Consider the following 22,510-nt stretch of genomic DNA (forward strand, 5'->3'; position numbering starts at 1 on the left):
GATGATCGCCGGAAAAAACCCGGAGCTTTTCTCAAAGCCCGGTCACCCGCATCTCCAGCACCCCGCCCTCGCCAAGGTTTGCTTCAAGCTGCAGGCCGAGCGCGTCGGCGCAGGCCTTCGCGAGGGAAAGCCCGAGCCCGCAGTGGGTGCTCTCGCCGCGAGCCTCGTCAGCCCGCCAGAACCGGTCGAACAGATGACCGACATCCTCCGCAGCAAGCCCGGAGGCACGATTGGAAATGGTCACGGCACCGTCGTCTTCCATCGTGATAACGACCTCGCTGCCGGCATCGGCATACTCCGCCGCATTGCCCAGAAGATTCCCTAACAGGTGATCCCACCATCCCCGGTCGCCGACAACCATCGCGTCGGCTGCGACCTCGGAGCGCAGCCGCACATCGCGCGCTTCGGCGACCGACGCGTGATCGGCCCACCTTTCGTTGACGATTCTCGCCAAGGGAAACGGCTCACCCTTCGCGCCCGGCTGCTCGCGCTCAAGGCGGGCAAGCTGGAGCATCGACTGGACCACCGCCTCCATGCGTGCGACCGACGCAACGACATCCTGCCAAGCCTCCGGGCCACCTTCCTCGGGCCACTTCACCGCCGACTCGGCGATCGTCTTGGCTTCGGCGATCGGCGTGCGCATCTCGTGGGCCAGATCCGCACTGAACCTCCGCTCACGTGCGAAGCTTCCCTCGAGGCGGTCCATCAACCGGTTCAGGCGATCGACGATCGGTTCGAGTTCGGAAGGCAGCCCGTCGTTGGCGAATCGACCGTCCAAGGACGCGCTGTCGATACTGCCGATCTCGTCGGCGATCCGGCACAAGGGCGATAGGCCGTCGTGCACCACGAACCGCACCCACATCCATCCCAGTCCGGCAAGCACCACGCCGGATCCCGCGATCAGCAGGGCCATGCGGAGCAACTTGGCCTGCAACGCGTCGAGCGGCCTGGCCACGCTGATATCCATGCCGCCACCCGGGCCACCCATCCCCCAGCGGCCGCGGCCTTGTCCGCCGCCTCCGCCCTGCCCACCGGGACCACCGCCACCACCGAAATGATGACCCACGCTCATGACGCGGGTTCCGTCGGCCAGATCGACAATCGTGGCGCGGCCTTCGTCAGGCGGGGGTAGATCCGCCGTGAGATTGTCGGAGCGCGAGACCTCCTCGCCATCCGTTCTCCACACCTGCCACATGACATCCGGACCGAGCACCTCGGCGGTGTCCGTCTCCTGCTCCATCCAGCGGCCGCCCCGTCCCGGACCTCCGCCGCCGGCCATCCCGACCGAGCGGACCTGCCGGCACATCGTTTGCAACTCCGCCTCCATCCCGGCGACGAGTCCGGCGCGGTAGGAAAAATACACGGCGGCACCGGCCACCAGCCAGAGCACTCCGAAACCGGCGAGAAACCACCCGGTCAGACGTCCGCGGATCGACCTCATGGCGCTTCCTCCTCCATCACGTATCCCTGCCCGCGCCGCGTGTGGATCAGCGGACTACCGCTGCCCGCCGCCGCCAACTTGCGGCGCAGCTGGTAGACGGTGGCATCGACCACATTGCTCATCGGCGAGGCCAGCTCATCATAAAGATGCTTCTCAAGTTCGGTGCGGCTCATGACCTTCCCCGGCTGCAGCGCGAGGACTTCAAGGAGCCGGTACTCGCGGGCGGTGAGGTCGAGACGATCACCGCCGCGCGACGCCGAGCGCCGGTCGGTGTCCACGACCAGATCGCCGACTTCCACCGTAGTCGCCGGATGATCGAACCGCCGACGACACATCGCATCGACCCGTGCCAGCAGCTCGGCGAGCGCGAAGGGTTTCCCGAGATAGTCGTCGGCGCCGCCACGCAGGCCCGTCACCCGGTCCTCGACCGTGTTGCGCGCGGTGAGCAGGAGCACCGGCGTCCTGTTGTTCTCCTCCCGCAACTTCGCCAGCACCGAAAGGCCGTCGAGCTTCGGCAACATGATGTCCAGCACCACCGCGTCGTACGAGCACTCGCGGATCCGCCACAGCCCGTCCTCGCCGTTGTCGGCCTCATCCACGACGTAGCCGCTGTGGCGGAGGGCCTTCGCCACCGCCACACGGAGCCTGTCGGAATCTTCGACCACGAGAACACGCATGCTTGTTTCAATTCCCGCAGCGCCCGGGAACCGAGGCAAGCGGATTCCCGGAAGGCCGTCATCTTCCCGTCATGTTCGTGTGAGAGGGTGGAGCACAAATCCACGACCGTCATGAAAAGCGTCCGTCACCTCCTGCTTTCCGGCATCGCCGCCGGACTACCCGCGGTCATGCCCGCCGCGGAACCCGGCGAGCCCGGCGTCCTTGACCTCACCCGGCTCGCCAACTACGCCAACCAGCCGGTGCCCGCCTACGTCACTCACGACAACACCCCGGCGGACAACCCGATCACCGATGCCGGTGCCACGCTCGGACGGGTCCTGTTCTACGACGTGCGCCTTTCCCGCAACGACACGGTCAGCTGCGCCTCGTGCCATGACCAGTCCCACGCCTTCAGCGACGCGGATGTCGCGAGCGGCGGCGTCGCCGGCACCACCGGACGCCACTCGATGCGCCTGATCAACACCCGCTTCGCCCGCGAGTCCCGGTTCTTCTGGGACGAGCGCGCGTTCAGCCTCGAGCAACAGACCACACAGCCGATCCGCGACCATGTCGAGATGGGCTTCAGCGGCACGGCGGGCGATCCCGACTTCGCCACGCTGACCGTCAAACTCTCGACCATCCCCGAATACCGCGTGCTCTTCGCCATGACCTTCGGTGACCCGGCCATCCGGGAGGACCGGATCCAGAAATCGATCGCGCAGTTCGTCCGCAGCATCCAGTCCTTCGATTCCAAGTACGATGCCGGCCGTACGACGACTCCCGACAATCAGGACTTTCCCAACTTCACCGCACAGGAGAACCTCGGCAAGAGCCAGTTCATGCTGCCCCCGGACCAGGGCGGTGCAGGCTGCGCGACCTGCCACACGCCTCCGACCTTCGACATCGATCCCGCGAGCGGCAACAATGGCGTGATCGGCAAGATCGGCGGCGGCCAGGATCTGACCAACACCCGCGCACCAAGCCTGCGCGACCTGATCGGACCCGGCGGACCGAACGGACCGTTCATGCACGACGGCTCGATGACGGGGCTCGGCCAGATCACCAATCACTACCGCAGCGCCATTCCCGACAACCCGAATCTGGATCCGCGGCTGCGCCGCCCCCCGCTGCCCTTCAACAACAGCAATCTCGCGCCCCTGCGTGCCTTCCTTCACACGCTTACCGGCACCGCCGTGTATCAGGACCCGAAGTGGTCGAGCCCGTTCAATGCGAGCGGTGGCCTCGAGCTTATCGTCCTGCCGATGAACGCGTTCCGGCTCGAGCGGGATCAAGAAACGCCTTCCGGTCCGCTGGTGCTGCGGGGACACGCCGCTGCCAACCTCGACTACCGGATCGAGTCATCGGCCTCGCTCGGCATCACCGATCCATGGCAAACGGTGGCCACCATCCGCTCCGACGCGGACGGCCTCGTCGAACATCCGGTGCCCATCGACGCCGACCGGCATTTCTACCGCGTCGTCTTCGACGTTCCCGCGGAGTGACCTTCGCCGGGATTCCCGGATTCACGGGATGCCGTCATCACCCCTTCATCTTCGAGCCTATCCCCAACGCAGTCGACCGGATCAGAGGCCGCGATCACTGCGGGACCTCCTATTCGTAGCGGTAGATCCGGACCGTGCCTGACTCCAACGCGCGAAGGGAAATCGCGCCTCGGGTCACAAACTTCCGGCCGCCGGTATTCTGCTCGAGCACCTCCAGATCCCCCCTCCGCGTAGCCTTGCAGATGATCGCGGTGTGTTGATTCGGAACTTTGAGTCCGCCGGTAAATGTCGCTTCCTTGATCTCGATGATGTCCCCGGGAAGGATCTCCTCTTTCTCGTAGTCGATCTCGCGTCCCCACACACGCTGATCCCCACCAGGGCGGCTGATCTTCGCAGCCACGTACGCCTGGTTGGCCAAGGTCCAGCACTCGCCGTTGCCCACCGGCTTGCCCAGATGGCTCTCGGCGAACTCGAGAACCTTGGCCCGGGCCTCATCCGCATGCTCCGCGCGGGCTCGCGCATCCTCCTTCGCTTCCTCGCGCCCAAGGTAGTCCCTCACATACTCCTGGTCGCTATCGCTGAGCTGGTTGAGCTCCAGTGTGTAGGTCTTGCCACTCGTGAGCCGCACCGTGACTTTGTCCGCGGTCGCCGACTCCAGCTTGGCACGAATCGTTCGACCCTCCCGGTTGCTGAAGTCCCTGAAATCTTCTTCTGTGGGAGAACCGACACACAGCGTCAGGAAAAGCGCAACAAAGGCAGCGTTAAAGACGTTCATCGGGCGCGCTGTTAGAGGCACGGGTTGCGACTGTCAACGTCGGGGCAACCGAATCTCAGGCTGGATTCCTTCACCTTCCGACCGTTGAGTTCGGCCATGCTCGCCTTCCTCCTCGAAAACCACCCGCTCATCCTCGCCGAGTGTGCGGTGGCCGAACGGCTGCGCCGGATGCCCGGGGTCGAGTTGCACCCGACGCTCTTCAACACGCCGCTGATCTACGGTCCGCAAGCCGCACGCGACGCGATGGTGGCGATCTACCGCGAATACATCGAAACCGCCCGTCACGCGGAACTTCCGCTTCTGATGACCGCGCCAACGTGGCGTCTGGATTCGACACGGGTCTCGGACGCGGGTGTTCCCGAAACGATCAACACGGACGCGGTGGGTTTCCTCTCGGGTATCCGCGATCAGCTGACTGACGACCGGAGCAACGTCGTGGTCGGCGCGCTCATCGGCCCGAAGAACGACTGCTATCGGCCCGACCTCGCGCCGAGTGCGGACGAGGCCATGGATTTCCATTCAGCCCAGATCCACGAGCTTGCCAACACACCGGCCGATTTCCTTCTCGCCCAAACCCTGCCGGCAGTGGGCGAAGCGATCGGTGTGGCGCGGGTGATGGCGGAAACGGAGAAGCCGTACTTGATCAGCTTCTGCACCGGAACCGACGGCCACGTGCTCGACGGCACTCCCCTGCCCGATGCGATGGCCCGGCTGGATGACGAGCTCTCGCGCCAGCCCGCCGGCTACTTCGTGAACTGCACCCATCCGCAATTCCTGCTCGATGCCTACGAAGCCGGCAGCCTCGAACGTTTGGTCGGAATCCAGGCCAACGGATCTTCCCGGGACGTCACGGCCCTCGACGGTGCCGCCGCTACCGAGGCCGATCCGGTCGAAACATGGGCGGCCGCCATGGCCGAACTCCACCGGCGTCACGGCGTGTCGGTGCTCGGAGGATGCTGCGGCACCACCCTTCCCCACCTTCAGGCTCTGGCCCGGTTCCCGGCCTGATCTGGCCGGAGCGCCGGACGATGAAGGTTTTCGCCATCGCGTCACCGAGGGCGGTCTGCTAGAGAATCCCTTTCCCGAAATGAGATTGCCCACCGGCCGGATTGTCGAAGAAGCCTCCGGGCGCGCCACCGAACTGCCTGAGCTCGGAGTTCTCGGAAGGTCTCCTGAGGCGACCGTCGCGATTCCCGATCCCCGTGCCTCACGCCGGCACGCGCTGATCCGTCGCTCGGCCGACGGCTTCTGGTTCAACGACCTCGGCAGCGTGAACGGTAGCACGGTGAACGGGCGACGGGTCACGACGGCGCTGCGCTTGCAACACGGTGACCGGATCATGATTGCCGGTCATGCCTTCCGCTTCGAGGGTGACGGAGCCAGCGAACCGGGAATGCAGACGCTGGGTGACCCGACGATCGCCGAGATCAGGCCGTCCGAAGCGGTGCTGCTGGTCAGCGACATCTGGAGCTTCACCGCACTGTCGGAGAAGGTCGACGTCGACCCTCTCGCGCAGATCATGGGTTCGTGGTACTCGCGGACGGGTGACGTCCTGAACGAGGCGGGCGCCACGATCGACAAGTTCATCGGCGACTGCGTGCTCGCCTACTGGCTGGACACTTCGAACCGGACCAGGAAGGCGGCGTTGGAAGCGGCAGTCGGACTCAGCGAGGTGGCCCGGATGGTCCAGAGCCAGCACGCGAAGGTATTCCAGAGCATCGGGATGGAGTTCCGCACCGGCGTCGCGGTGCATGTCGGCGCGATGGTCTACGGCGCTTTCGGATCGGGTGAGTTCACGCTGATTGGCGATGCGGTGAACCTTGCTTTCCGTTTGGAAAGCATGACCCGCCCGCTTGACGCTCCGGTGCTGCTCAGCGCCAACGTTCTCGATGGCTGGGAAGATGGGCGGGAGAACTGCCGCCCGCTCGGGAGTCATTCGGTCAAGGGACGCGCGGAGCCGGTCGAGGTGTGGAGGCCGGCCTAGCGCGCAAGGCGCATTCGCGCGGCCGACCTCCCGACGACCCCTGCTTCCGCGATCCGGTCAGATCGCAATCACCACGCTGCGTCATTCCCCCGTTGTCCGTGCCCACCGCGGATCGGTGAGTGTCTTGAGAAAGGCCACCAGCGCTGCCTTGTCGTCACGATCGATACCGAGTCCCTTGCCCGGATGCTTGGCGATGTTCGGATCGAGCGTGGGCGACCGGTGCAGCCCGTCCGAGTAGAAGCCGATCACCTGCTCGAGTGTGGCGAAGCGGCCGTCGTGCATCTACGGACCATCATCGGCTTCCCCGACAAATCTGCGCCACGCCCGGGCTTGATCCGGAGCGCCGAATCGATATGAGTTGCTCGCCCACTCCCCTCATGCGCTACCCCGCACTCCTTCCCCTGCTGTTTGTCGTTTCCCTCCACGCCGAAGTCAGGCTTCTGACCGGTGATGCCAACAACGACATCCACCCTGCCTCGGGTTCGATCATGGACATTTCGTCCGACGGCGACCTGATCCTCTTCACGACCTCCGTCAACTCGCTGAACACGAGCCCGGGCATTGATCGTGGTGGACTCTATTTGCGGAGCCTGTCCAACGGGACCCTGACATTCATCGAAACCGAGACCGGCGCCTATGTCGGAATCGGCGAAGCGGTGCTCAGCGACGACGGGCGTTACATCGCATGGCGGACCACAAGCCACTCCTCGTCCGGAGTTTCAGGAAACTCGAACCACGTCTACTGGAAGGATCTCCAGAACGGAACGACCCGGCTGATCACCGCCGGGGCCGAGGAGATATGCCGCGAGCCGAAGATGTCCGGGGACGGACGGTATGTGACCTTCATGTCCGCTTCACGGAGCCTGCCGGTTTCGGCTTCGAAACTCCCGACCACGGTCGGTCGGCAAGCCGTCTATGTCTACGACAGCCAGGCCGACACCCTGGATGTCGCTTCGCTCGCCCACGATGGAACCGGAATCGCGGGCATCGGCTCCGGCGCCGGCGCCTCGATCAACCAGCATGACCTGAGCAACGACGGCCGCTTCGTGGTCTTCAGCTCGGATTCCGCGAACGCCCACCCGGACCGCACCGGAATGACCGCCGGCTGGCCGAGCATCTACCGTCGCGAACTCGCGACGGGCACGGTCGTTATGCTCAACCGCAATGCCAGCGGCACTCCGGTCAACGCAAGCTGTGCAACGCCCGTCGTGAATGCCGACGGATCCCGGGTCGCATTCGGGGTCAGCTATTCAGGCCTGTTGGGGACGCCTATCGATGCCAACACTCCGACCGGCTTCTCGACTGATCTTTACGTCAAGGAAGTGGCGACCGGAGCCCTCTGGTGGGGATCCCGGACGACCAATGACACCACCCATGGCGTCGGGTTCGGAACACGCTTCGCCATCAATGGCGCGGGCGACGCGGTTTCCTTCTCTTCGACCTCCAGCGTGCTGGTCGCGGAAGACACCGAGGCTGGCGGCGGGCATACGGGACTGTTCGACATCTTCCGCGTCGAACTCGGAGCGGGCGGAGCGACCACCACCACCCTCGTCACCAAGTCGCCGACCGGCAGCGGCAACGTCGATCTCCGCTCGGGGCCGTTTTTCCCCGGCTTCGGTGGATACATCGCTTTCACCACCGACCAGGTGGAGGAGATGACCGGCCAAGCCTCGACCTTCTCACAAGGCGTCGGAGTCGGGACGTTCCCCGGTGGCGGGAGCACCGCCCTGAGCTACGCGACGTGGTCGGCAGTGCTTCCGGCAAACCAGCAGGCATACACCGACAACTTCGCCGCCGACGGTGTCGACAACCTGACCAAGTACATGATGGGCATGGACCCGTTGGTTGCCGACCGCACCCAACTGCCGACGATCATGACGGCGACCGATACTTCGCTTGGCCTGCCGGCGACCGGCGACAGCTATCTGGTCCTCAGCGTGCGGATCCGCCGCAACCTCCCGCCTGGATTCGACTGGGTCGTCAGGGCAGCCGACACACCGGCCGACCTCGCCCTCGATACGGGCTCCGCCGTCCAGGTCGGTCCGCCGTTGGCGGATGGGGACTTCGATATCTACCAGTTCCGCTTCCCGCGTCCGTTTTCCGGGACGCCTGGTGTGGGATTCATGGATGTGCAGATGACCGGACCCTGACGAGCGCCGGAATCACTCATCACGATCCCCGGCGAGCGTGGGATCGGTGAGTGTCTTGAGAAAGGCCACCAGCGCTGCCTTGTCGTCACGATCGAGACCGAGTCCCTTGCCCGGATGCTTGGCGATGTTCGGATCGAGCGTGGGCGACCGGTGGAGCCCGTCCGAGTAGAAGCCGATCACCTGCTCAAGCGTGGCGAAGCGGCCGTCGTGCATGTACGGGCCGGTGATCGCGATGTTGCGCAACGACGGCGTGGAGAAGCGATAGCGGTCGGTCTCCCTGCCGGTGGCATGTTCGAGACCGAGGTCGTCATCCGCCGGCGGCAGCCCGTTGTTGTGGAAACGGAAATTGGTGAAGAACGCACCCGAGTGGCAGTGAAAGCAGTCGGCCCCGCGCAGGCCGAGCCGCGGGTCGTTCTCGGTCATGAACAGTTCGAATCCGCGCTTCTCAGCTTCGCTGAACTCGGCCTCACCCTTCATCACCCGGTCGAACTTGGAATCGAAGGAGGTGAGCGTGAGTAGATATTGCTCGATCGCGATCGCCAGCCGCTCGGTCGTGATTTCCGCATCGCCGAAGGCCTGCTCGAAGCGCTGGGGATAGTCGGAAACATCGGCGAGCTTCGAAGGCAGCTCCTTGAGATCGGAGGCCATCTCACGCGGATCGGCGAGCGGAAGCAGGATCTGGTCGCGCAGGGTCGGCGCGGTGCCGTCCCATCGGAACGGCTCGCCAGACTTCCATGCGAGATTGAGCAAAGTCATGGAGTGCCGTGTCGTGCTCTGACCTTCATGACCCTTCGAAACGCGGGCCGGATCGGAGAACCCGCGCTCCGGATCATGGCAGGACGCGCAGGACACCTCACCGGAAGCGGACAGGGCGGGATCAAAGAACATTTTCTCCCCCAGCTTCACCCGTTCGCGCGTCAGCGGATAATCGGTAGGAAGCGCCGGAATGGGGAAGTTGGCTGGCAGGGTGAAGGGCTGGGGCGTTCCGACCAAACTCTGTGGAGCGCTGCCGGGAGCTCCGGGCGCTGGCATCGACGCACCGGAGGCCTCCAGCTCGAATGCACCGGGAATGGTGCTCCGGAAGTGGTCAACGAGCGGATCCCCGTCCCGCGAGTGGGTCGATGTCCGGTCAGCGATCCGAAAAGGCGCCGGAAACAGTCGGTCGAGATGAAACACCAGGAGATAGTGGCCATCGTGGCGGATCGGCCCTTCGAAACGAAGCGGCAACCGGTTTCTACTATTTCCGTAGTGGTAGGCGAAGGCGGTGTCGCCTGCGGCCAGCCGCCCCTCGACCGCGAGGAAGATGTATCCCTGCTGCGGATCCCAATGCAGGCCGTTCCGGATCGGATTCAGCGGATGCCCCGCAGGGTGCCGGTTGGGGTCGGCTTCGTTGATGTCGGCCGAAGGACCGAGATGCAGCACGAGCTCGGAGACCGGTTCTTCAGGCAGCGAAGGAAACCTCAGCACATCCGGTTTTTCCCCGTGGATGTAGGCATGCCATCCGGAGGCGCTGATCTCGCGGCCGGACCCGAGCGTCAGCCGCGGCTGGTCGAGCAGCAGGTCGACACGCGTGAGTGAGATCGTCTCGCCCGCGGGGGTCACCAGATCCGTTGCCGGAAGGGTGACCGGCCGGTCGTGCCAGCGGAACTCGACCCGCATGTCCAGGCCGGCGAGCGGCAGGACCAGCAGCAGCGCGATCATGGGCCACGCGATCCTCACGGCATGGTGAAGGTGTTGGTTGCGGTGAAATCGCGCCCGCCACCGGCTCCGGGGAAGGTCACGACCATCGTGTAGCTCTGGCCGGAGACGAGGGAAGAGGCCGAGACGTCGAAGAACGCGACGACTGAGAACTGGTCGGGATTGCCGCTCTCGTCCACCCGGGCGGCGGAAGTCGTGACACCGCCCACGGTGATGTCGCCCGTGTCCCAGGTGGCTGTTTCCCCACCGATGGTGATGTTGATCGGCCGGACGATGTTGCCGTTGTTGACGTTGATCAGCGCCGGCGCGTTACCCGGGAGATCGATGTGGACGGTCAGGGTCGTAGACATCGCCGGATTCATTGCCTCATCCTTCGCCACCAGCGCTTCGTAGGCGGCCTCCCAGGCATCGCCCGGCGAAGGAGGCGTGGTCAGCGTGGTCGTCTCCACACCGTCCGGCCCGAGTTCATACATCTGGTAGGTCGGAACGTCGGCCGGGTCGGTCACGTCCTGATACGAGATCAGTTTGTACTCCGGCCAGTCGTCCATCATCAGCGCGCGGCCGTCCAAGGCGTTCAGGTTGAACTTCTCCGCCACCACACAGCGGTCCTCCATGTCGCTGCCCCAGAAGATCGGCAGCAGCGAGCGCGAGTGGATCTCGATCCCTTCCGTCGCCACCGCCACATTGACACCGGTCAGGTCGAGCACGGTCGAGAAGAGGTCGATGACGTGGACCAGCTTGTCGGTCGTGCCGGTCTGGATGACATCCGGCCCGGCCGCAAAGAACGGCACATGGATTCCCCCTTCGTTGAGTGACCCTTTCGCTGCGGCGATCCCGCCGGCCGGATCCTGGTCGACCTGGCCCGGCGTTCCATTGTCGCCGACGACAATCACGTTGGTCGTGGAGAGATCTACGGCTGCCAGCAGACGGCCGATCTCGGTATCGAGCGCTTCGAGCATCCGGATGTAGAGGTCGAGATTCGTATTGCCGGTGGTCGAGTAACCGCCGGGAGGCGCGAGCGACGCGGGCGGATCGTGGAAGGGATCATGCGGGGCATTGAAGCCCATCCACACGACCCACGGGTCCGATCCCTGGCTGGCGATGAAGGACACCGCCTCATCCACCTGCGCGGTGGTCGCATAGGTGGTGACCGTGGTCCCCGAGTCAGTCAGCACGCCGTTCTCGATCTCGATGCGGGTCCAGCTCTCGTAGTCCGATACCGCTCCTTGGAGGGTGCCCGAGAAGTTCGGCCAACCGCCGGTGTCGCGCGGCCCGGTATTCCCCGATCCGAGGTGCCACTTGCCGAAGGAGGCGAGACCGTACTCCGGCGCCATCGTCGAAATGATCTCGGGAAAGGTCAGTTCGGAGTCAGGCAGGGTCGAATCGGCCTGCGGATTGCCGACGCCGTGCTGGTACGGCTGGCGTCCGGTGAGCATGGTGGCCCGGGTCGGCGAGCAAATCGGCTGCGCGTAGCCGCGGGTGAAGAGCAGCCCGGCCGATGCCAGCGAGTCGAGCGTCGGCATGTTCGCGAGCTCGGCGCCGGGGCTCGTGTTGTAGAGCGATGAGGCATCGATTCCCCAGTCGTCGAGGATCAGCAGCAGGACGTTGTGCCGCGGTGGCGTGGGCACCGCCGAGGGATCGTAGTCGAAGCCGGTATCGTCGAAGGATGCCAGCGATTCGAATTCCACCCGGTAGAACTGCCGGTCATCGGTCGAGGCACGGCCACCATCGGTCGCCGAAGTCGCGGCGTCGGCACCCGTCGCCTTCACCACCGGCTCCCACCCTTCCTCGACGAGTCCGTCGTTTCTCTCGACGACGTAGGTTCCGCCCTCAAGAGAACTCCACACCAGGGTCACGTCGCCGCTTCCGGAATCGACCGACAGTCCCGGGGATCCCATCGGCTTTTCCGGGCCTCCTTCCCACAGCGTTTCCGCCGTGCCGGGAATGGTGGCGACATTGCCCCCGGTCGGATCGCCGAAATAGAAGCGCGAGAGGTTGTAGGGAAACACCGGTGTACCGTCGGGCGCGATGTTGGTGAAGTAGGCCCACGTTCCCGCCGGAAAGTCGGGCGTCACGCAGAAGCGGACGTTGTACTCGTTGAGATCGAAGTCGGTGCCGAGCACGAGGCCGAGGTCGCCCTTGTAGGCGTAGTCCTCGAGGTAGTGGCCGATCGGAAAGTTGGCCGAGACCGCCGGACCATACTGCGCCGCGCCGGCGATCTGCGCGCGACCGTTCCGGACGGCCCACTCGGGGATGGTCGTGCGGCCGGTCACGGCGAGGTTGGTCGACCCGTTGGTGCCGTCGCGCCGTTGGTAGCCGGTGATCATCCGGCGCACGGGAGATGCCGGATCGAGCCGATCGGAAAAACCATAAGGCCCGTAGATCGGCAAGCCGTCGGCCACCCAGCCGAGGATCGGTGAGTGGTTGCCGTTGAAACTCTCGGTGTAGAGATGGGTGGTGATGTCGTAGGTCACCGAGTCGCCGAGCATGTGGCGAAGGCCCGGCGGGTTGGCGTGGTAGTGGTGGTTGTTGCCGGCCTGGTGGGCGAAGGCGGGATCGAAGGTGTCCCCTTCGTTGACGTAGGCGTCGCGATTCCAGACGTCATCCCCGACGACTCCCGCCGGCGAACCCGGCTGCTGGTCCTGTCCCGCGGAGGTGTCGTATGAAAACGCATCGCGCGAATCGAAGACCGACACGCCGTCGACAAACATGCCGATGGTCCCCAGCCCCGTGCCCACCTTCGGAAAAATCGAAACGTCGGGCGTTTTGGGAATTCGGAAGAGGGCCGCACGGTTCGACGGGTAATTGGGGAACAGGTTCCCGTTTCCACCATACCAAGGGCCCATCACGTGAAAGCCGAGCCCGGTCGAGCGAACGTAGAGATCCGTCGAAGTCGCCGCGATCTCATGCACTCCCGCGTAGGTCGGCGATGCCTGGGTTCCGGCGCCGCGCGACCAGGTCGTGACCGGAGTCTGTGCCGCCGCGTCATCATTGTCGCGGTAGATCCGCGCGTAGCGCCCGGAAAGCTCGGTGATCCATGAATCAACGAGCGGCTCGGCAGAGGCGGCGATGGTCAGAAGTGAAAGGACGAGAATGGGTTTCATCGGATCCAGGGTTGTGAAAAGCGAACCCCACAGCACGTCGCCGGGTTGCCCTTGCAAATGTTAAGAGATTGTAAGCCCGCTACGCCGAGAGCCTTCAATGCCAGCTCGAGATGCGGTCGAGCGGGAGCTTGGTGATGTCGGGGACTTGGCAGTCGGGTGACGGGTGGCCGACGACGAGCAGCAGGAACGGCTTCTCGTCGGCGGGCCGGTCGAGGATCTCATTGAGGAACTTCATCGGGCTGGGCGTGTGGGTCAGCGTCGCGAGTCCGGCTTCGTGCAGCGCGGCGATCAGAAACCCGGTGGCAATGCCGACCGATTCCTTCGGGTAGTAGGTTCGTGTCTCGCGGCCTTGCTCATCGGTCGTCCGTGACTTCTGGAAGATCGCGATCAGCACCGGCGCGGTTTCGAGAAACGGCTTCGAGGCATCGGTGCCGAGCGGCGCGAGGGTCTCCAACCAGTCATCAGGTGCGCGGCCGCCATAAAACTCCCGCTCCTCCGCTTCGGCCGCTTCACGGATCCGGCGTTTCGTTTCCGCACCACGCACCACCGCGAAATGCCATGGCTGAAGGTTCGCTCCATTCGGTGCGCTCCCTGCCGCGAGCAGGCATTGCTCGATCACCTCCTGCGGCACCTCATCGGCGGCGAAGTCACGGACGCTCCGACGTTGCCGCAAGCGGGCACCATAATCCCTCGCGCGCTCGATCATCTCCGCATCCGGTCGGTGGAGATGATTCAGGGGAATCCTCGGCTTCATGAGCCAAGGGCGATAGCAGGTGAATACCGGCAGGCCAATCACCGGACTTCCGAAACCCACAAGGTGGCCTCACTCGGTCCGCTCGGTGCCCTTGATCGGCTTGCCTTCCCAGTACCATTCGCCGTCGCGATTCTCGAGGATGCGGCCACCGGATCCCTTCACGTGCTTGGCCTCCTTCTTCGGCAGCGATTCACGAAGGCGCTCGACGGCTTTCCGGTTGGCCGGGTCATCGACCACGTTCCGCCACTCGTTGGGGTCGGACTCGTGATCGTACAGTTCCTCGGAGCCATCGGCATAGCGGATGTATCGCCAACGTCGGTCGCGGACCGAGTGGTTGCCCGGGTTCTGCGTCGTCACCGCGGGACGGCGCGAGGTCGAGACATCCTCGAGCTGGGGACGGAGCGAAAGTCCGTCCAAGCCGTCCACCGCATCGAGCCCGCAGAGGTCGACGAGGGTCGGGTAGATGTCGACCAGCTCAACAGGTTCCGCGCACTTCTGACCCGCCGGGATTTTCGGGCCGCTCATGATCAACGGCACGTGGGTCGAGCGCTCCCAGAGCGTGTTCTTGCCACTGATGTCCTTCTCGCCGAGGTGCCAGCCATGGTCGGAAAAGAGGACTACAATCGTGTTGTCCGCATGCGGCGACTTGCGGAGCGCGTCGAGCACGCGGCCGACCTGCGAGTCGACGAACGAGGTTGATGCGAGGTAGGCCTGCACCAAAGGCTTCCACTGACCGGACTCCTTCAGCCACGGCAGTCTCGGCTCGGGCAGTCGCCAGTGGAGGTACCATTCGAACTCCGGCACATCCTCTCGATCATTCTCCAGCCACGGGGGAAGTTGGAGCGTCTCGATCGGATAGAGATCGAACCACTCCTGCGAAGCGTAGCACGGCACGTGCGGACGCCCGAATCCGACCCCGAGGAAGAACGGCACTCCGTCCGACTTCGCGCTCAGATACTCGACCGCCCAACTGGCGATCTCGTAGTCGTTCTGCTGCTCGTCCTTTTCCGGAAACACTCCCCAGTCGACCAGTTTGGCCGGCGACGGGGTGTCGACGATCTTCTTCGCGGGAAAGGGCCCGAAGGTGCACGGCGGGCCGTATTCGTCGAACTCGGCGGCCCGGTCCTTCTTCGGTGGGAAGACATGGTAGATCTTTCCCCCGAGAGCGGTCCTGTAGTCGGCCCGCCGAAAAGCCTGCGGCAGCGAAACGAGATCACGAAGCTCGGGCACCGAGCGGAACCACGGGGCGAGGTTATAGACGCCGGTGGTGGTCGGACGCCGGCCAGTCATCAGCGCGGTGCGTGAGGAATTGCAGAGCGACGCCTGGGTGTGGGCGTTCGAGAACAGGGTGCCGCTGCGGGCGAGACGGTCCATGTTCGGCGTCTGCACCTGCGGGTGTCCGCCGAGGCAGCCGATCCAATCATTGAGGTCGTCGACACCGATCAGGAGCACGTTCTGCGCGCTGGCGAATCCGGCGAGCAGGAGGGAAAGGACGGGCAGTTTCATTGGGAGATGGAAACGGCACTACTCGCGGTGCCGCCAGAATATTTCCGATTCAACTGCGGATCGCAGGCCGCTGGTTACTACTGGACTCCGCCTTGCAGATGGCTGCGCGTCTGGACTTGGAAACACCACGGAACAAACGGAATCCACTGATGAATCAAGTTCCTCATTTCCGTGTGATCCGTGCCTTCCGTGGTCTCATCGTCGCCCGTCTGCCGGACAGGCTGCGCGAGGTCACCGACAGATCCTTGGTGCGGCGGCGTATCCGCGCTACAAGTCCATCGTCGACTCGACTCTATACGCCATGATTCCGCGCATTCACGTCCTTGCCACGGCCGCTCTGGCCGTTTTCTCTCCTTTCGCCACCGCCGCGCCCCGGGGCGCCGCCGAACCGGTTCCGGACTTCACCAAGGGCGATCCGAAGGGCGAGTCGCACGACTGGAACCTCGGCGCGACCGGCGCCCGCGGCTGGATGTACGGGAAGGCCGGACACACGGCCGACTCGCGACAGATCCTGATCACGGGCGTCGCGCCCGGCTCGCCCGCGGCGGATACCCTTCGGCCCGGCGACGTGATCCTCGGCGTGGGCGGCAAGCAGTTCGACGACGACGCCCGCATCGCGTTCGCCAAGGCCGTCACCGCCGCGGAGGCGGAAGGCGGCAAGCTGGAGTTGCTCCGCTGGCGGGAAGGCAAAAGCGAATCGGTGACCATCCCGCTCGCCGTGCTCGGCCCCTACAGCGACACCGCTCCCTATGACTCCGAAAAGTCGAAGCTCATCTTCGACAAGGGCTGCGAGGTGATCGCCTCGCGCGGACTCAAGGGCGTCAGCATTCCAAACAGCATCAACGCCCTCGCGCTGCTGGCCGCCAACGACCCGAAGCATCAACCGTTGCTGCAGGACTACGCCAAGCAGGTCGCCGACTACCACGCCGAGGGCTTCGCTTCCTGGTTCTATGGCCACGCTTTGCAGTTCCTCGCCGAGTACGTCGTGACCACCGGCGACACGTCGGTGATGAAAGGCGTGGAGCGCATCGCCCGGGAGATCGCCGAAGGGCAGAGCGCGGTCGGCACCTGGGGCCACCGCTTCGCGCGGCCAAGCGGCAACTGCAACGGCTACGGCTGCATGAACCTGCCCGGACTCGGGCTGATGGTCGCGATGGTGTCGGCCCGTGAGGCCGGCGTGAAAGATCCGGTGGTCGACGAGGCGATCGCCAAAGGCGCGGCCTACCTCCGTTGGTATGTCGACAAGGGAGCGATCCCCTACGGTGACCACCTGCCGTGGCCGGGCCACGAGGACAACGGCAAGTGCTCCGCGGCGGCGGTGCTTTTCGATCTGCTCGGCGACCGCGAGGCGGCGACCTATTTCGCGGCGATGTCGGCGGCGGCATACGCCGAACGCGAGCGCGGCCACACCGGGAACTTCTACAACATGCTGTGGGCCATGCCGGGCGTCTCGCGTTGCGGACCGGTCGCCAGCGGCGCCTACTGGAAGGAGCAGGGCTGGTACTACGATCTTGCCCGTAGTTGGGACGGGAGCTTCGGCTACCAGGGGTCGCCGGTTGGCGAGGAGGAGCACAACAAATACACGCGCTGGGACTCGACCGGCGCCTACCTGTTGACCTACGCGCTGCCTCTCAAGAGCCTGCTGGTCACCGGCAAAAAGCCGTCGGTCGTACCGCCGTTCTCCGCAGCCGACACGGCCGACGTGATCGTCGCCGGACGCGACTACTTCAGCAGCGGCAAAGGCCGCGGAGGTTATCAGGACCGCAGCACCGAGGAGCTGCTGAACGGCCTGACCAGTTGGTCGCCTGCGGTGCGCAAGCGCTCGGCCAAGGCACTCGGCAAGCAGGGTAGCGAGGAACTCGTTCCGACGCTTCTCAAGATGATCGACAGCGACGACCACCACGCCCGCTACGGCGCGTGCGAAGCTCTTGGCGAACTCGGGCCGAAGGCGGATGCCGCCGGAGCTCGCCTGCGCGAGTTGCTTAAGGACTCCGATCCGTGGATGCAGAGCCTCGCCTGCGGCGCGATCCCCAACCTCGGTCCCGAACAACGGAAAGCCAGCGTGCCGGACCTGCTCGCGATGACCGCACGCGTCAACCCGGCCGACCCGCGACGCATGGCTCACCGCGCCGCCTGCGCCGCCCTCTTCGCCCCCTACCCCGGAGCCGGCGGCCCGCGCAGCCTGCTGGCGGAGTCGATCGAAGGCATCGATCGCGACCTGCTCTACCCGGCGATCGAGTCGGCTCTGCAGAATGACGACCCGGTCGCCCGCGGTTCGGTCGCCAAGCTCTACGGCAAGCTTTCCGACGAGGACCTCGTCCGTTTGCTGCCGTCGATCCTGAAGGCGGTCGACCTCGCGCCGAGCAATGAGATGTTCGGCGACGGTGTCCGCATCTCCGGACTCGACCTGCTCTCACGACTCCACATCCGCGAAGCGATCCCGCTCTGCGTGACGCTCGTCGAGCCGGACCGGTGGGGTGCCGGAAAGCGGTTGAAGCCGGCCATGAAGTTCCTCGCCCGCTACGGCGACGCCGCCAAGGACCAGCTGCCGGAGTTGAAGAAGATGCGCGCCGAGTTCGTCGCCAGCACCCGCCGTCGCGAGGACACCGACGAGGTTCGCGCCATCGATGCCGCCATTGCCGAGATCGAATCCGCCGGAGACGCACCGACCCTGATCTCGATCCGCGACTTCAGGGGCCGCTGAGCAGCCGGAAACGGATCAATAAGGCGCCCCAAGCCGGAACACATGCTCCGGGTCGGGGTCCTCGGGATCCCTCAGCACGGCGTCGCGGGGAAAGCCCCGGATGTTCACTTGCTCCCCGGTGTACGGATTGATGACCATGTCCGGATTTTCGGGGACCGGCTTCGCGAGAGGCACTTGCAGGATCACGTCCCGGTAGTGACTCACTGTCTCATCATCGAGGGGCTTCTCGAAGCTGGATGAGGAGCGTCTCCCTTCGTGAACCGCCAAACGGTCACCTGCAATCCTGTACGTCCTCAGGCCCTTCCACTCCGACGCGGCCGCCGCCATGGCGGAGTAGCGTTCACGCGTCTGGCCGAAAGCGGCAAGCAGGTCACTGCCATCCGGAAGGGGGCCTTTCCACTCCGACAGGGTCATGTCGGATACCGCAAGATCGCTGCTGGCGGAGCAGATCAACTCCAGCCAATCACCCACCGTGTCGCTCATTGAATCGGCATTCCACGCGACAAGCTTCCTCTTCCCGTCGACGAACACGACCATCGCCCGGTCCTCGCGCGAGATGAAGAGGTCGATCATGGTCGAGCCATCCTCTCCGCCAAGATCCACGGCACCGCCCGTCCCGAGGGTCCGGCTGCCAGCGGCACGCTCCGTACTCCACCGTTCCCGCACATAAAGGTAACGGTTACGCACGGTCAGCTCGATATGGTTCTTGGCATCTTTCCCCACCCCGTCGGCCAGCACCCGGATCTGAAACCGCAGGTTCTCGGCTTGCCCGAGATTGAAGCTGAGCTTGGCGAAGCGGGGCATCTCAACCCGGCGACAGATCGCCCCGGAGCCGCTGGACACGAGCTTGCCGTCCTCGAACTTCCACCCGCCGCCACCCGGCGCGGCCGGATCTGCACCGTCCGCGGTCCACAGATCCGTCCTGTCGAGGAGCGAGCGCGGCCGGCGCTCCTCCCGGACCGCCAGCTTGCCGCCGGTGACCGCATCAGATGATTCCCCGTCCGCCTCCCGACTACTAGAGTTGAGGTAGATAGGATCCTCCCCCGCGCTGTCCGCGGATCCTTCGCGCAGACGCCATCCCAACACCAGCGCGAGCAGCACCAGAAATCCTCCGAGCATGAAAGACGATCGACGCATCCACTTGGGCCGGCGCTTCCGGCCGGCAAATCGCAAACCTACCAGACCCGCGCCGCGTTTCGAGAAGATCCTCGGCAGATCGCCGTTCCTGAAACCGGGCAAGCTTGACAGCAAGGTCTCTCAGACGGCGAATGGCAGGTGATGTCCAAGAAGGTAAAGTGGACCTTGTTCGTCGGCATCCTCGTGCTCGGAGCGGCGGGGCTCGCATTCCATCTCGCCGATGGCCCGCGGCGGATCGCGATCGCTTCCCAGCCGAAAAAGGAAGCCGATCCCGCGGAAAGTGCCACCAAGGCGCAGGCCGAGGCGCTCTTTGACGAGGTCTTCTACCGCGGTCAGTATGACCGGATCGGCGAGGTGCTGGTCGCCCAGAAGGCGGCGTATCTGGAGAACCCCCGCGACCCGGAACTCGCGCTCCACATCGCCCACCTCCACCTTTGGAGGATCGCCGAGCGCAGCCGCCAGGGCGAGGCGATGCTGCCGACGGTCGTCGACGACATGACACTGGCCCGGCGCTACTTCCTCGAGGCCAAGAAGCTGGCGCCGGACGATGCCCGGATCGACGGCTGGATCGGCGGCGCGACTTTGGGCGAGGGCGCGATCCACGGCGACCGCCGCCAGCTTCTCGACGGCTACTTCACGCTGCGCGAAAGCGCCGAGCGCTACCCGGCCTTCAATCTCTTCTCCTTCGCCTTCGTCATGGGCAACCGACCGCATGACGACCCGCGCTTCGAAGAGGCCATCGAGGCGATGTTTGAGAACATGGACATCACCAACCATGCACCGATGGACCGGTCCAACCCGACCATCGCCGACAAACTCGAGGTGCGCGCCAACGAGAGCGATCCGGATACCAAGCGGGCCGTAGGCAATACCCGGCTCGCACCGCACAATGTCGAGGGCTTCTTCCTCGCCTTCGGCGACATGCTGGTGAAGCAGGGCAACACGCGCGTGGCGCGCATCATCTACGAGAACGCGAAACACAACCCGGACTATCCGAAGTGGCCCTACCGATGGCTGCTCGAGGACCGGCTCGCGAACCTCGATGCCAACGTGGAACTCTTCCGCGCGTTCGAGCCGACCCGCGAAGCGATGATGGCGCCGGAAGTTTGGCGACGGGGCATCGTGCTCAACAGCTACCCCTGCATGATCTGCCACGAGGCGGAGTGACCACTTGCTTCCCGTCAGCCCCGACGAGCTGCTTGATCCGCTCCACAGAAGACGGGCGCCACGCATGGACTCTCGATTCTTGATTCCATCGGCCCTCGGGATGCAGATTACACCCTTACCACCTACTCCCCGCCATGCGCAGCACCGCTTCCGTCGAGATCGACCGTGACCCTGCGACCGTGTTCGATTTCACCCTTCACCGCGTCGCCGACTGGAGCGAGATCGTGGTTTCGGATGAGGTCACCTCGGATGGGGAAATCGGAGTCGGCACCACCTTCCACACGGTGACGGAGGAGCGTGGCAAGCGCATGGAATTCGATGGCGAAGTCACCTGCCACGAACCGTTTACGAGGCATTGCGTGTCGATGACCGGCAAGTCGTTCGACATGGCGGTCGACTATGACTTCGAGGATCTCGGCGGCCGCACCAAGGTCACCCAGACCTCGGTCGTGAAGGCGAAGGGGTTTCTCAAGATCGTGTTCTTCCTGATGGCGCCCCTGATCGCCCGGTCCGGCTGCGACGCCGCGCTGAAGGAACTGACGAACCTCAAGCGCATGCTCGAGAGCTCAGACTGAATCGCCCGACCCATTCGTTTTGCCCGGTTCCGAGCCATATACGGGGACCTGCGGAAACCACCTCAGCTCGATTCCAGAATCCATCCGCTTCGGGCGCGGCCTCGAAGCATCGCTTGCATTTCGCCCCATCCGCCCGACCGAAACCCATGTCCGATTCCATCCACGCCTGGGCCGCGCCGAAAGCGGGCGGCAAACTTGAGTCCTTCGAATACACGCCCGGTCCGCTCGGCCCTGAAGAAGTCGAGCTCCGCGTCGAGTCCTGCGGCATCTGCCACTCGGATCTGTCGATGATCGACAACGACTGGGGCCAGTCGGTCTTCCCGCTCGTCGCAGGACACGAAGTCGTCGGCATTGTCGAATCCGCAGGCGAGCACGTGAAGGGCGTGAAAGTCGGCGACCGCGTCGGGCTCGGCTGGTTCGCCGGCTCGTGCATGTCGTGCCGGCACTGCCTCGCGGGAAATCACAACCTTTGCACCAACGCCGAGCAGACGATCGTCGGGCGCCACGGCGGCTTCGCCGACCGGGTCCGCTGCCACTGGAGCTGGGCCATCCCAATTCCCGGATCCCTCGACGCGCTCAAGGCCGGGCCTCTTTTCTGCGGCGGGATCACCGTGTTCGGGCCGATCGCCCATTTCGGTGTGAAGCCGACCGACCGCGTTGGTGTGGTCGGTATCGGCGGACTCGGCCACCTTGCCCTGCAGTTCCTCGACAAGTGGGGCTGCCACGTCACCGCGTTCACATCGTCCGATTCAAAGGCGGAGGAAGCCAAGCGCCTCGGTGCCGATTCTGTGGTCAACTCGCGCGACTCGAAAGCGATGGAAGGCATCGCCGGCTCATTCGACTTCATCCTTGTGACCGCGAATGTTCCGCTCGATTGGGACGCCTATCTCGCCGCGCTGGCGCCCGACGGTCGACTGCACTTCGTCGGAGCGGTGCTGGAGCCGATCCCGGTTCCGGCCTTCGCCCTGATCGGCCAGCGCAAGTCGATCTCCGGTTCACCACTCGGCGGACCTGCGACCGTCCTCGACATGCTCGACTTCTGCGGCCGCCACGACATCGCTCCGCAAACCGAGGTTTACCCGATGGACCAGATCCACGACGCCCTCGACCACCTCCGCGCCGGCAAGGCGAGATACCGGGTCGTGCTGGAGCGGTGATCGAATCGATCGAGCACGCTCCGAGTTCCACAACGTTCCACGGTCGTGTTTTTACCCTGTTATCCCGCATCGTGGTTTCCAGGTGAAACCACGATTCGAGGTTTCTCGGAACGATTCACCGCAGCACCCGTCCACCGCCAATCAGCCTGCGGGAATCCATCCGACCTGAAGCCGTTCGTTCTCATCAACTTGCGCAATC

17 protein-coding genes are annotated in these 22,510 nt (G+C 64.7%); 8 read left to right on the forward strand and 9 right to left on the reverse strand.

Features of this window, described 5'->3' with window-relative positions:
• Positions 1-31: 31 nt before the first annotated feature.
• On the reverse strand, positions 32-1,441 hold the full coding sequence (locus HAHE_RS08480; RefSeq protein ID WP_338690174.1) for a sensor histidine kinase: 1,410 nt from the start codon (positions 1,439-1,441) through the stop codon (positions 32-34).
• A complete protein-coding gene (locus HAHE_RS08485) occupies positions 1,438-2,118 on the reverse strand; it encodes a response regulator transcription factor (RefSeq protein ID WP_338690176.1) in 681 nt (226 codons plus the stop codon). The genes HAHE_RS08480 and HAHE_RS08485 overlap by 4 nt, the downstream gene beginning before the upstream one ends.
• Positions 2,119-2,229: 111 nt before the next feature.
• On the opposite strand from HAHE_RS08485, the gene HAHE_RS08490 reads away from it, so the two are divergent.
• Complete coding sequence (locus HAHE_RS08490; RefSeq protein WP_338690177.1) at positions 2,230-3,600, forward strand: cytochrome-c peroxidase; 1,371 nt, start codon at positions 2,230-2,232, stop codon at positions 3,598-3,600.
• 109 nt (positions 3,601-3,709) lie between these two features.
• Here HAHE_RS08490 and HAHE_RS08495 read toward each other — a convergent pair whose 3' ends face one another.
• Positions 3,710-4,375 carry a hypothetical protein gene (locus HAHE_RS08495; protein ID WP_338690178.1) on the reverse strand — a complete coding sequence of 222 codons (666 nt, stop codon included), beginning with the start codon at positions 4,373-4,375 and terminating at the stop codon, positions 3,710-3,712.
• A 96-nt stretch (positions 4,376-4,471) separates the two neighbouring features.
• Here HAHE_RS08495 and HAHE_RS08500 point away from each other — a divergent pair, with 96 nt between their 5' ends.
• Entirely contained in the window at positions 4,472-5,383 is a 912-nt protein-coding gene (locus tag HAHE_RS08500) for a homocysteine S-methyltransferase family protein (protein WP_338690180.1), read from the forward strand.
• Positions 5,384-5,462: 79 nt separating this feature from the next.
• Complete coding sequence (locus HAHE_RS08505) at positions 5,463-6,359, forward strand: adenylate/guanylate cyclase domain-containing protein (protein WP_338690181.1); 897 nt, start codon at positions 5,463-5,465, stop codon at positions 6,357-6,359.
• An 81-nt stretch (positions 6,360-6,440) separates the two neighbouring features.
• On the opposite strand, the gene HAHE_RS08510 is transcribed toward HAHE_RS08505, so the two are convergent.
• Complete coding sequence (locus HAHE_RS08510) at positions 6,441-6,641, reverse strand: hypothetical protein (protein WP_338690182.1); 201 nt, start codon at positions 6,639-6,641, stop codon at positions 6,441-6,443.
• Positions 6,642-6,736: 95 nt separating this feature from the next.
• On the opposite strand from HAHE_RS08510, the gene HAHE_RS08515 reads away from it, so the two are divergent.
• Complete coding sequence (locus tag HAHE_RS08515) at positions 6,737-8,509, forward strand: hypothetical protein (RefSeq protein WP_338690184.1); 1,773 nt, start codon at positions 6,737-6,739, stop codon at positions 8,507-8,509.
• 12 nt (positions 8,510-8,521) lie between these two features.
• Here the strand turns inward: HAHE_RS08515 and HAHE_RS08520 are convergent, their stop codons facing one another.
• The 4 genes from HAHE_RS08520 to HAHE_RS08535 form a co-directional block, all read right to left on the reverse strand.
• Positions 8,522-10,210 (reverse strand): MbnP family protein, encoded by a 1,689-nt coding sequence (locus HAHE_RS08520; RefSeq protein ID WP_338690185.1) that lies wholly within the window; start codon positions 10,208-10,210, stop codon positions 8,522-8,524.
• 14 nt (positions 10,211-10,224) lie between these two features.
• A complete protein-coding gene (locus tag HAHE_RS08525) occupies positions 10,225-13,311 on the reverse strand; it encodes a sulfatase-like hydrolase/transferase (RefSeq protein ID WP_338690187.1) in 3,087 nt (1,028 codons plus the stop codon).
• A 94-nt stretch (positions 13,312-13,405) separates the two neighbouring features.
• Positions 13,406-14,065, reverse strand: coding sequence for a nitroreductase family protein (locus tag HAHE_RS08530; RefSeq protein ID WP_338690189.1), 660 nt, complete (start codon positions 14,063-14,065; stop codon positions 13,406-13,408).
• 69 nt (positions 14,066-14,134) lie between these two features.
• Positions 14,135-15,571, reverse strand: coding sequence for a sulfatase (locus HAHE_RS08535; RefSeq protein WP_338690191.1), 1,437 nt, complete (start codon positions 15,569-15,571; stop codon positions 14,135-14,137).
• Positions 15,572-15,872: 301 nt separating this feature from the next.
• Between HAHE_RS08535 and HAHE_RS08540 the strand changes: the two genes are divergently transcribed.
• Positions 15,873-18,275: a DUF6288 domain-containing protein gene (locus tag HAHE_RS08540; RefSeq protein WP_338690193.1), complete on the forward strand. Its 2,403-nt coding sequence runs from the start codon at positions 15,873-15,875 to the stop codon at positions 18,273-18,275.
• A gap of 15 nt (positions 18,276-18,290) precedes the next feature.
• On the opposite strand, the gene HAHE_RS08545 is transcribed toward HAHE_RS08540, so the two are convergent.
• The gene (locus HAHE_RS08545; protein ID WP_338690195.1) at positions 18,291-19,394 is read right to left on the reverse strand and encodes a hypothetical protein; all 1,104 of its coding nucleotides are present in this window, start codon (positions 19,392-19,394) and stop codon (positions 18,291-18,293) included.
• A 159-nt stretch (positions 19,395-19,553) separates the two neighbouring features.
• Between HAHE_RS08545 and HAHE_RS08550 the strand changes: the two genes are divergently transcribed.
• The 3 genes from HAHE_RS08550 (at position 19,554) to ahr (ending at position 22,311) form a co-directional block, all read left to right on the forward strand.
• Positions 19,554-20,579 carry a hypothetical protein gene (locus tag HAHE_RS08550; protein WP_338690197.1) on the forward strand — a complete coding sequence of 342 codons (1,026 nt, stop codon included), beginning with the start codon at positions 19,554-19,556 and terminating at the stop codon, positions 20,577-20,579.
• Between the two features lie 134 nt (positions 20,580-20,713).
• A complete protein-coding gene (locus HAHE_RS08555) occupies positions 20,714-21,154 on the forward strand; it encodes an SRPBCC family protein (RefSeq protein WP_338690198.1) in 441 nt (146 codons plus the stop codon).
• 146 nt (positions 21,155-21,300) lie between these two features.
• Positions 21,301-22,311 carry an NADPH-dependent aldehyde reductase Ahr gene (gene ahr / locus HAHE_RS08560; RefSeq protein WP_338690200.1) on the forward strand — a complete coding sequence of 337 codons (1,011 nt, stop codon included), beginning with the start codon at positions 21,301-21,303 and terminating at the stop codon, positions 22,309-22,311.
• Positions 22,312-22,510 lie beyond the last annotated feature (199 nt).

Origin of the sequence: Haloferula helveola, assembly GCF_037076345.1 — a bacterium.
Taxonomy (GTDB): domain Bacteria; phylum Verrucomicrobiota; class Verrucomicrobiia; order Verrucomicrobiales; family Akkermansiaceae; genus Haloferula; species Haloferula helveola.